The sequence below is a fragment of the Streptomyces sp. NPDC051211 genome, from assembly GCF_040689505.1.
Classification (GTDB): Bacteria; Actinomycetota; Actinomycetes; order Streptomycetales; family Streptomycetaceae; genus Streptomyces.
In genome coordinates this window covers 1-10,737 of sequence record NZ_JBFBAV010000084.1, presented here as the reverse complement: position 1 = coordinate 10,737, position 10,737 = coordinate 1, and the positions used below count along the sequence as shown (strand labels likewise).

General features: G+C 76.9%; 6 protein-coding genes. 3 read left to right on the top strand and 3 right to left on the bottom strand.

The window, feature by feature from the left end; translation table 11 throughout:
- Nucleotides 1–152: 152 nt before the first annotated feature.
- The 3 genes from AB0447_RS35945 to AB0447_RS35935 all read right to left on the bottom strand — a co-directional run bounded on the left by AB0447_RS35945 (nucleotide 153) and on the right by AB0447_RS35935 (nucleotide 7,722).
- Nucleotides 153–4,886, bottom strand: a complete 4,734-nt coding sequence (locus tag AB0447_RS35945) for a hypothetical protein (RefSeq protein ID WP_366481173.1) — start codon at nucleotides 4,884–4,886, stop codon at nucleotides 153–155.
- A gap of 87 nt (nucleotides 4,887–4,973) precedes the next feature.
- Nucleotides 4,974–5,888: a hypothetical protein gene (locus AB0447_RS35940; RefSeq protein WP_366481172.1), complete on the bottom strand. Its 915-nt coding sequence runs from the start codon at nucleotides 5,886–5,888 to the stop codon at nucleotides 4,974–4,976.
- Between the two features lie 328 nt (nucleotides 5,889–6,216).
- Nucleotides 6,217–7,722 (bottom strand): hypothetical protein, encoded by a 1,506-nt coding sequence (locus AB0447_RS35935; RefSeq protein ID WP_366481171.1) that lies wholly within the window; start codon nucleotides 7,720–7,722, stop codon nucleotides 6,217–6,219.
- 328 nt (nucleotides 7,723–8,050) lie between these two features.
- Between AB0447_RS35935 and AB0447_RS35930 the strand changes: the two genes are divergently transcribed.
- From AB0447_RS35930 to AB0447_RS35920, 3 genes are all read left to right on the top strand, one after another.
- The gene (locus AB0447_RS35930; RefSeq protein ID WP_366481176.1) at nucleotides 8,051–8,776 is read left to right on the top strand and encodes a 5-oxoprolinase subunit PxpA; all 726 of its coding nucleotides are present in this window, start codon (nucleotides 8,051–8,053) and stop codon (nucleotides 8,774–8,776) included.
- Between the two features lie 113 nt (nucleotides 8,777–8,889).
- A complete protein-coding gene (locus AB0447_RS35925; protein WP_366481174.1) occupies nucleotides 8,890–9,537 on the top strand; it encodes an allophanate hydrolase subunit 1 in 648 nt (215 codons plus the stop codon).
- Nucleotides 9,534–10,403, top strand: a complete 870-nt coding sequence (locus AB0447_RS35920) for a biotin-dependent carboxyltransferase family protein (protein ID WP_366481170.1) — start codon at nucleotides 9,534–9,536, stop codon at nucleotides 10,401–10,403. Before AB0447_RS35925 ends, AB0447_RS35920 begins: the two co-directional genes overlap by 4 nt.
- The last annotated feature ends 334 nt before the right edge of the window (nucleotides 10,404–10,737 follow it).

Sequence of the window (10,737 nt, the reverse complement as noted above, 5' to 3'; positions counted from 1 at the left end):
CCCCGAACCCCCGCGCCTCAAACGCCGGCGGGGCTGGACATGCCTCCGGCCCCGGCGGGGCTGGGGAGGCCGCCCCGGCGGCGATGACGAGGGCGCGCCGGCGGGGCTGGGGAGGGCGCGCCGGCGGGCTGGGGAGGCTGCGGCGGTGGGGGTCAGGGCTGGGTGCCGGTCTTGCGGAACATGCGGGTGGCGGTGATCTCGCCGTGGATGGTCTCGCCCTCCGTGGCCTGCTGCGGCAGCCCCGGCCGCAGGTGTTCCTCCACGCTGATGTACTTCAGGCCCGCCCGCAGGTCGGCATCGTTGCGCAGGCGGATGACCAGCGGGAACTCCGCGAGGGCCGTGGTGTCGAACAGGCCCGTGGTGTAGAGGAGCTGGACGCCCAGGGCGTCCGAGACGGCCCGCTGGAGCTCCAGCAGGTAGGTGGCGTTGGCCCGGCCGATCGGGTTGTCGAGGAACAGGGTGCCCGCGTGGCGGTGCTTGTCCCGGCCCCGGTCGTTGCTGCGCAGCGCCGCCATCGTGCAGTACAGGGCGATCGCGGCGGTCAGCAGCTGGCCGCCGGAGAACACGTCGCCCATCTGCCCCACCGGGACCCGCTCGGCGCGCAGCACGGCGTCCGGCTTGAGGATCTCCACCGCGATGCCACGCGGCTCCAGGGCCGCCTGGACCCCGCGCAGCAGCAGCGACATGCCGTCGCGGCGGCCCTCGCCGAAGGAGGCGTTCTTCTTGACCGCGGAGCGGGTGGCCTCGTCGATGACCTCGCCCAGCCGCTCCCTCAGGGTGGCCTGGTCGGGCTCCTCGAAGCGGATCCGGAGGAACTCCTGCCCGGACCACTCCCCCAGCCCTTCCGGCAGCTGCGAGAGCCGCTGGGCCGACCGCAGCGTGGCCAGCGCGGACTCGACCAGCCCGCGCAGCCGGTCCACGATGCTGTCCCGGTTCCGCTCCAGCTGCTCCAGCTCGTCGGTCAGCACCCGCAGCCGCGGCGCGAAGGCCGCCGCCCAGGCCGCGGCGTGCTCCGGCAGCGCGGAGGCGGGCAGTTCGCGGATCTGCTGCCGGGCGGGGGTGCGTACCTGCTCGTAGCGGGTGGCGTTGGCGTGCCGGACGAGGACGTCGGCGGCCTCGCGGACCGCTGACTCGGCGGCCGACAGGTCCGCGCTGCAGCCGCGCAGCGACCGGCGGGCCTCGGCGGCGGACTGCCGGGCCTCCTCCAGGGCTCCCGGGTAGGCGGTCCGGTCCTGCTGTTCGTCGTCCTGGTGGGTGTGGTCCCGCAGCTGGTCCCGCAGTTGGGCGGCGGTCTCTTCGAAGCCGCCGGCCCCGTCCTCGGCGGCCCGGTGGGAGCGCAGCAGGTCGGCATGGGCGGCGCGGGCCGACTCCACGGCCGCGGTGTGGGCGGCGAGCTGGGCGGTGGCGGTGCGCAGCAGGACCTGAGCCTGCTCGACGTGGTCCGGTACGAGTTCCTCGGGGAGGTCGGTGTGCGTCTCGCCGTCGGCCGGGGCGAGGCGCTCGGCCTCGCCGCGCAGCCGTCCGAGCTGCTCGCTGGCCGTGTTCGCCCGGGATTCCAGCATCTGTACGAGGGATTCGGCGCGGGCGGCCGCGGCCTGGCGGGACGGGCCGTCGGCGCCGTCGGTGCCTTCGAGGAGCTGGGCGGCGCGGGTGCGGACCTTGTTGGTGAGGCGGTCGAGTTCGGCGGTGGTGGCGCTCTCGTCGCTCTCCGCACGGGCCTGTTCGGCACGCAGGTCGGCGCCGACGCCGACCTTCTCGTAGAGCTGGGAGGCGGCCCGGTAGGCCTCGCGGAGGTCGGGCAGGGCGGCGCGGCGCGGCTCGTCCTCCTCGGGCAGCAGCTCGGGCACGCCGGCGATCTCGGCCCGCTCGGCGCGCAGGGCTCGGGCGGTGCGGCGGGCGTCGTCGGCGGCGCGCTGGGCGGCGCGGCGGTCCTCGTCGGCGGCCCGGGCGCGGCCCAGGCAGGTCTCGGCGCGCGCCTCGGACTCGGCGGCCTCGTCGGCGAGTTCACGGACCCGGGCCTGCCAGCCGGCCCGCTCGCGGAGCCGGAAGGCGAGTCCGGCGAGGGCGTCGGCGGCGCGGCGGGCCCGCTGGGCGGCGTCCTGGCGTTCTTCGCGGACCCGTGCGGCGTCGGCGGCGGCCTCGTCGGCCTCCGCGCGGACGGTCCGGGCCTCCGCCAGCTCGGCCTCGGCCTCCTGGGCGAACGCGCGGGCGGCGGCGGCCTGTTCGGCGAGCTCGGTGAGCCGGCCGGGCGGGCAGCCGGTACGCCAGGACGCGAGGCGGGCGGCCAGCTCGCGGTCCCCGGCGAGCCGGGCGGCGAGCTCGCGGATCTCGGTGTCGCGGGCGGCGGCCCGGGTCCGCAGGGCCTGCCGCTCCTCGTCGGCGGCGTGCTCGTCGTGCATGGCGGGGTTCGGCGAAACGATGAAGATGCCGGACACACCGCTGTGGTCGCCGTCCGGCCCGGCGGGCGGTACGGGCGCCAGCAGGGCGGCGGCGGTGCCGACGGCCACGGCGGAGCGGGGCAGCAGGGCGGCGCTGCTCAGGACCTCGCGGGCGCGGGCGTGGGTGTCGGGCTCGGTGATGACGACGCCGTCGACGAGCTCGGGGCGGGCGGCGAGCACGGCGGCGTGGTCGGCGGGGTCCACGGACTGGGCGAGGTAGCGCCAGCCGGGGAGGGCGGGGATGCCGTGCTCGCCGAGGTACTCGACGGTGGCGAGGACGTCGGGGCCGGGGGGCAGCAGGCCGCCGTCGCCGAGCGCGCCGAGGATCCGGGCGTCGTCGGCGGCGGCGGTCCGCAGCTCGAACAACTGCCGTTCGGCTGCCGCGACCCCGCTGTTCAGGAGCTCGCGCAGGTCGTCGGCGTTCCGGTCGAGGGCATCGGGGTCCAGCGCGGGCGACGCGTACCCGGCCGGGCTGCCGGACCCGGCGGGGCCGTCGGTGGCTGCGGCTGCCGTGGCGGAGCCGGCGGGCGTGCCGGGCGCGTGGGCGTCCGTACCGGAGCCGGGGGCGGCAGCGCGGGGGTGCGGAACGGAGGGGTCCGCGGTCGGCGGGAGGCCCAGGAGGTCGGCCAGGCGGGGGGATTCCGCGATGGCGGCGGCCGTACGGCGCTCCGCCTCGTGCGCGGCTTCGGCGGCGGCGGCCGCGTCCGCGGCACGGGCCGCGGTCAGTTCGGCCCGCGATTCGGCGGCGGCCGCCTCCCGCGCGGCCTCCGTCGCACTCCGGGCGGCCTCGCGCGCCTCGTCCCAGGCGGCGACCGCGGTCTTCTCCGCCTCGCTGGCCTCCAGCGCGGCCCGCGCCGGGTCCGCGTCCGGGGCGGAGTCGTCCAGCCAGCCGGCGCGGACCGCCTCGGCGGTCTCCTGCTCGACCTCGGCCAGCCGGGCCCGCAGGTGCTCCGCCTCGCTGCGGGCCCGCTGGGCGGCGGTGGCGGCGGCGGTGGCGTCGCGGTGCGCGGTCTCGCCGGCGGCCTGGAGCGCGGCGGAGCGCTCCTCCTCCTCGTTGGCGACCCGCTCGCCGTCCTCGGCGGCCGTGTGCAGGGCCCGTACGAGCTGTGCGGCGGCCGTCGCCCGGGCGGCCAGGGCCGGGGCCGCGTCCCGCTCGGCCTCGCGGATCGCGGCGGCGACCCGCGCCGAGCGGTCGGCGGCCGCGCGGTGGCGGAGCACCGTTTCGGCGGCCTGCCAGGCCGAGTGCAGGGTCCGGGCCTCCAGGAGCTCGCGGCGCTGAGCGGCGGCCGCCTTGTCGGCGACGGTCAGGGCCAGGGAGGCGTGCCGGTAGGCCAGTTCGGCGGCGATGGCGGCGCTCCGGTCACGGGCCGATTCGGCCGCGGTGACCTCGTGGGCGGCACCTGTGACCCGCTGGGCGAGGTCGGCCGCCCGGGCCCGCTCCTCGGCGGCGCGGGCGGACAGCCGACGGGCCAGGGTGCGGGTGCGGCGTTCCGCGCCGGCGTGGATGTCCCGGGCGCGCGAGCGGGCCTCGGCCGCCTCCACGATCCGGGTCAGCAGGTCCACCGAGCCGGCCGTGAAGTCCCGTTCGGCCATCAGCTCGGCCCGGCGGCCCAGCTTGTTGCCGAAGCCGTGGACGAGGTCGGCGAGCCCGTCGGTGTCCCGGGTGTCGGTCACCGCGCGCAGCAGCAGGTCGGTGAAGTCGGAGTCCTTCTTGACCGCGAAGAGGCCGGCGGCCTCGCCCTCGTCGGCGTTCATCTCGCGCTGGTAGCGGAAGAGTTCGGGGTCCAGGCCGAGCTCGCCGAGGTGTTCGTTCCAGCGGTCGTGGATCTCCTCCCAGGAGACCTCGAGGTGCGGGTAGGCCTTGCCCGCCTCCGTGATCGCGTCGCGGAAGCCCTTCATGGTGCGGCGGCGGCCCTGCGCGCCGGAGGCGCCCTCGACGGGCGGGCGGACCGCGGTGGCCTCGGCGACCGGGAGGGAGTCCAGGCTGAGGCCGGGGCCGGGCCGGAAGGAGTACCAGGCTTCGGCGAACTTCCGCGGGTCGTTGGAGACCTGGCGGCCGCGCCACTCGCTGACCTTGCCGACGACCACGCATTCGCCGGTCTGGGTGTGCTGCCACTCCAGTGCGACATGGCCGCAGTCGTCGGCGAGCAGGAACTTGCGCAGCACGCCGGAGCTGGCGCCGCCGAGGGTGTTGCGGTGGCCGGGCAGCATGACCGAGAAGATCAGCTTGAGGAGTACGGACTTGCCGCCGCCGTTCTCCAGGAAGAGCACACCGGCGGGCGCCGGACGGCGCGGCGGGCCGGACGGCTCCTCCTCGAAGAACTCCGCCTGCGTCGGGGCCGGGTGGGGCACCGGCTCGCCGACTCCGCGCAGGTCGAGCACGGTGTCGGCGTAGCGAGCACCGGCAGGACCGATGGAGTAGAGGCGGATCCGGGACAGCTCGTACATGGCGGCGGACTCTCGTGGTGTCTGGTGTCGTGCGTACGGGGGCGTATGAGGACTTGTGCGGGCGTATGCGGCCGTATGGGCGGAGGCTCAGGCGTGGAACGGGAGGCCGGCGTCGGCGGCCAGCTCCAGGTCGTCGCCCTCGGGCGGCGGCAGCAGGCTGGCGGTGCCGTCGCTGACGGGCACCACCCCGAGTTCGAGGAGCTCGGCCATGGCCGCGTTGCCCGCCATGTCGCGGACCTGCAGCTGGTAGCGGGGGGTGGTGCGGTAGGCGCCGCCGGCATCGTCCCCGGTGCGCTGGAGGAATCCGGAGTCGGTGAGGAAGGCGACGGCCTTGCCGACGATGCCGGTGGTGGAGCCGGCGAGGCGGCGGGCGTCCTTGGTGGCGCCGGTGGCGCTGCGGCGGGCGTAGACCCGCCAGGCGGCCTCCAGGCCGGGCGCGTCGGTCGCCGGGTCCGTGTTCTCGCCGAGCTCTTCGGCGCGCTCCTCCAGGCGGCGGCAGGTCTGCCGGACGAAGGCATCCACCCCGTTGACGGTGATCCGGCCGATGTAGCCGTCGTCGGCGAGGTCCTCGGGGCGCGGGAAGGCGAGGGCGGCGACGGCGAGGTGGGCCAGGCCGTGCAGGAAGCGGTCGCTGCCGTCGGCGGTGGTGCGGCGGGCGTAGTCGCCCATCCGGACGGCGAACACCGAGTCCTCGCCGGCGGCGACGGCCATGCCGGCGCGCGGCGAGACCTCCAGCACGACCAGGCCGAGGCCGGTGGCCACGGCGTCGGCCAGCCGGCCGAAGGCCGGGTCCTCGCGGTAGCGGCGCAGCAGTTCGGCGTACTCGGCGTCCCGGGCGGGCAGCAGCTTGGGCTGCAGGCCGAAGGCGACGAGGCGGGCCGCGTCGGCGGCGTCGGCGGGGGTGACCGCCCCGGGGCCTGGGTGCGCGGCGGGGCCTGGGTGCGCGGCGGGCTCGGGCGCGGGCTCGCTCCACGCGGGGTGCTCGGCGTGGGTCTCGCTCACGGCTGGGGCTCCTCGAGGGTGGTGGTCAGTGGGGTGGTCCGGTGCGGGAGCGGGTTTGTTCCCCCACCCCGCCCCTTCCCGCAGTACCGATGTGCGGCTCCGCCGCATGAGGGGGCAGGCCCCCGGCCCCCCGGCCGCGCCGCGACGCCTGCGGCGCCCGCAGCCCGCGACCGCGCCCGGCTCCGCCGGCGCACGGGGGCACGGCGGCCGAGGGCGGGTCCGGGCTCCGCCGGACCGGGTGCCGGAAGGGTGGTGCGGACGGGCACCGCCGCGGGGAGCGCACGCGTCCACGGGGAAACAGCCGGCGGAGGGGAAGTGAGGAGGGGGGTCATGCGGACTCCGTACGGGCCGCGGCCATGCCTGCCGCGTCCAGCAGGGCGGTGCCCACGATCAGGTCGGCACCACCGAACTCCGGGTCGTCGAGGACCGTACCGTCGTCCACCGCGAACAGCAGCCGCTCCTCCCCCTGCCGGTACGCCGTACCCACCGCGGGGCTGGCCGCGTGCACGGCGAGCAGGGCCACCAGGTACGGCAGGTCCGGGTCGTGGCGCCGGGCCTCGGCGAGCAGGCCGGAAAGCCGGCGCGGGGCGTCGTGCGGCAGGTCGAGCAGCTCCATGGCGGAGGCCAGCTGCTCCTCGCTGAAGCGGCTGTCGTCCGGGGTGGCGATCAGATCGGGTTCGGGCATCTCCGCGCCGAGGTGCTCCCGCTCCAGCGGCGGGGTGAGCAGTATCTCGACGAGGTCGGCGACCCGCACCGAGACGGGGGTGCGCAGCCCGGTGCCGGCCGCGAAGAAGGCGTCCGTGACCCGCCGGGCCTGGGCGACCGGCAGCGGCAGGACGGGCGCGACCAGCTGCCCGTACAGGTCGATGCCGGAGCGGGGGGCGGGCGCGGCGAAGGCCTGCCGGTCCTGCTCTGCGCGGAACAGCGGTCCGGCTTCGAGGAGCCGGGACTGCAGCTGGGTGTGCCGGCGGATGCAGTCCTTGACGATGTCGACGAGCTCGGCGGCACGCCGCTTGTGCTCGGAGTCCTCCGCCTCGTCCCGGGCCTTGCGGATGTTGGTGAGGATCGCGTTCTCGTGCCGGTAGCGGTCGGCGACGTGGTCGAGCGCCTCCGCGATCATGTCGGGGACGGCCTCCAGCCAGTCCACCGCGCGGACGTTGCGCCGGGTCGCGTCGAGGGTGCGGCGGAGCGTCTCGGCGTACTGCACGGTCCGGTACCGGGCCTGTTCCGCGGCGAGCTGCGCGTCGGCGAGGCGGCCCCGGCTGATCAGGACCTCCAGTTTGACCTCGGCCGCGATCTGGGCGCTGGTCACGTCCGTGTCGAGGGCGCCGACGAGGACGTTGACGGCCTCGTCGGTGGTGCGCAGGTAGACGGCGCCGCCGTAGCCGGGGACTTCCTCGACGAGTTTGAAGTCGTAGTCGCGCCGGACGTAGACGCCGTCGGGGCCGAAGGTGCCGTAGATCGCGCGGAAGCCGCGGTCGACGCTGCCGACGTTGATGAGGTTCTCCAGCACCCAGCGGGCCACCCGCTCGTGCTCGGCGGCGGGCCGGGCGGGCGCCTGGGCGGCGACGCGCGGGAGCAGCCGGGCGACTATCTGCTCGTGGTCCGCGCCGGTGTCGAAGTCCATGTTGAGGGTGACCAGGTCGATCGCGGCGAGCGCGACCTCCGCCATCGCGTAGACCCCGTACTCGCCCGCCAGGTTGGCCTTGCGCACGTCGAGGTCGTGCAGCGGGGCCGTGCACGCGAGGGCGCGCAGCCGCCGGGCCAGGCCCTCGTCGGCGGCCGGGCCCGGAGCCGGGGACGGGAGGGTCTTCGCCGGGGCAGGAAACGTCACGACGGAAAGATTAGGCGCTCGCACTGACAACCACCCAAACGGCACGGTTCGGCCGGATCGTCCTGGGCTGCCGCGGAGTCCGGTGCGGGGGTCCGGGGGGCTGCTCTACGCTCACCGCATGGCTCCCATGATCACACCTTCGGACTCGAACTCGGACTCGGACTGGGATGCGGACGCGAACTCGGACCCGGGTGCGGACGCGAACTCGGACTCGGACTCGGGTGCGGGTGCGGACTCGGACTCGGGTGCGGGTGCTGATGCCGGTGCGGACTCGGGTGCGGATGCTGACGCCGGTGCGGACTCGGGTGCGGATGCTGACGCGGACCTGGTGGTCGATCTCAACGCCGATCTCGGCGAGGGCTTCGGGCGGTGGACGCTGACCGACGACGAGGCGCTGCTGTCCGTGGTCACCAGCGCCAACGTGGCCTGCGGTTTCCACGCCGGCGATCCGTCCATCATGCGGCGGGTCTGCGAGCTGGCCGCGGAGCGCGGCGTCCGGATCGGCGCGCAGGTCTCGTACCGCGACCTGGCCGGGTTCGGCCGGCGGGCGATGGACGTGCCGCCGGAGGAGCTCGCGGACGAGGTGGCGTACCAGATCGGGGCGCTGGAGGTGTTCGCGCGGGCGGCCGGTTCCCGGGTGTCGTACGTGAAACCGCACGGCGCGCTCTACAACCGGACCGTGCGGGACGCCGGCCAGGCGGCCGCCGTGGTCGCCGGCGTCCGGCTCGCCGCCGGGCCCGGGGCCGGGCTGCCGGTGTTGGGGCTGCCGGGGTCGCTGCTGCTCGTGGCGGCCGGGGAGGCCGGGCTGGAGGCCGTACCGGAGGCGTTCGCGGACCGCGCGTACACCCCGGAGGGCACGCTGGTGCCGCGCAGCGAACCGGGGGCGGTGCTGCACGACCCGGACGCCGTGGTGGCGCAGGCCCTGGCGCTGGTACGGGGCGGGGCGGGGCGCTCGCTGTGCCTGCACGGGGACACGCCCAGGGCGACCGAGCTCGCGATGCGGGTGCGGCGGGCCCTGGGCGAGGCGGGCGCCCGGGTGGAGGCCTTCGCGTGAGCGACAGCGAGCGGCCGGGGCGGGTGCCGCCCGTGCCGGAGGTCCCCCTGCCAGAGCATGCCGTACAGGTGGATCCCGTACGGACGGCTCCGGCGCAGGTGACTCCGGCGCAGATGGCTCCCGTGCGGGCGGCTCCCGTGCGGGTGCTTCCGGTGGGTGCGGAGGCGCTGCTGCTGGAGGTGGACTCGGCGGCCGAGGTTGCCGCACTGCACGCGGAGGTGCTGCGCCGGCGGGCCGCGGGCGAACCCGGGCTGGGGGACGTACGGGACGTGGTGCCCGCCGCCCGGACCGTGCTGGTCGACGGGGTGAGGGCGCCGGAGGCGCTTGCGGCGCGGATCGCCGGCTGGCAGGTGCCGCCGCTCGAGGAGGGCGAGGGCCCCGAGGTCACCGTCCCGGTGCGGTTCGACGGCCCGGACCTGGCCGAGGTGGCCGGGCTGTGGGGGGTTCCGGCCGGGGAGGTGGCCGGAATCGTGACCGGCACCGCGTTCCGGGTGGCGTTCTGCGGTTTCGCGCCCGGGTTCGGCTACCTGACCGGGCTGCCGGAGCGGCTCCACCTGCCGCGCCGGGCGACCCCGCGGACGTCCGTACCGGCCGGGTCGCTGGCGCTCGCGGGCGAGTACGCCGGGGTGTACCCGCGGTCCTCGCCCGGCGGCTGGCAGCTGATCGGCCGTACCGATGCGGTGCTGTGGGACGCGGGGCGGGAGCCGGCGGCGCTGTTCGCGCCGGGGGTGCGGGTGCGGTTCACGGAGGTGCCGGCGTGAGCGGCCCGGCCCTGGAAGTGGTGCGGGCCGGCGCCCTGACCACCGTCCAGGACCTGGGGCGGCCCGGGTACGCCCACCTGGGCGTGCCGCGGTCGGGGGCCCTGGACCCGGAGGCGCATGCGCTGGCCAACCGGCTGCTGGGCAACCCGGCGGGCGCGGCCACGCTGGAGACCACCTTGGACGGGGTCGCGCTGCGGGCGGCGGGCGCCGTGACCGTGGCGGTGACGGGCGCGCCCTGTCCGGTACGGGTGTCCGGGCGCCCGGCGCCGTGGGGCGCGCCGGTACGGGTGCCGGACGGGGCGCTGCTGGAACTGGGCGCGGCGGTGCGCGGGGTGCGGAGCCTGCTCGCCGTCCGGGGCGGCTTCGCCGTCGCCGAAGTGCTGGGGAGCCGGGCCACGGACCTGCTGTCGGGGCTGGGGCCGCCGGTCCTGACGGCGGGGACGGTGCTGCCGGTGGGGCGGCCCTGGGGTCCGGTCGCGGGCGCGGACGCGCTGCGGGTACCGGCCCCTCCGGAGGAACTGGTCCTGCCGGTGCGGCCGGGGCCGCGGGCGGACTGGTTCACCCGGGAGTCGGTGGCGGCCCTCGCCCGCGGCAGCTACCGGGTTTCCTCGGCCAGCAACCGGATCGGCCTCCGCATCGAGGGCGGCCCACCGCTGGTCCGCGCCCGCGGCGGTGAGCTCCCCAGCGAGGGCATGGTCCTGGGCGCGGTCCAGGTCCCCCCGGACGGCCTCCCGGTCGTCTTCCTCGCAGACCACCCCGTCACAGGCGGCTACCCGGTCCTGGGCGTGGTCCCGGCCGCCGCCTTGGGCCCGGCGGGACAGGCGAGGCCGGGGGTGAGGGTGCGGTTCGTGGTGGGGGGGCGGTGAGGGGGCGGGGTTGGCGGGGCGCAGGGGGTGGGCGCGCTGCAGCCTTTGAGGCGCGGGTCCGGGCAGAGCCCGCCCTCCAGCCCCGCCGGCGTTTGAGGCGCGGGTCCGGGCAGAACCCGCCCTCCAGCCCCGCCGGCGTTTGAGGCGCGGGTCCGGGCAGAGCCCGCCTTCCAGCCCCGCCGGCGTTTGAGGCGCGGGGTCTGGGGCGGAGCCCCAGGTCGGGAAGGGGCGGGTTGGGGAAGGCTCCGCGCAGCGGCCCACCAGGCCGCGACCCCGCTCACTGCTGGAGCGGCGGCTAGCCGGGGCGCGCCCTGGCCGGGCCGGGCCTGTCTGC

Coding starts and splice junctions, on each gene's coding strand:
- AB0447_RS35945 (WP_366481173.1), bottom strand. CDS start 4,886: ATGTACGAGCTGTCCCGGATCCGCCTCTACTCCATCGGTCCTGCCGGT.
- AB0447_RS35925 (WP_366481174.1), top strand. CDS start 8,890: ATGGCTCCCGTGCGGGCGGCTCCCGTGCGGGTGCTTCCGGTGGGTGCG.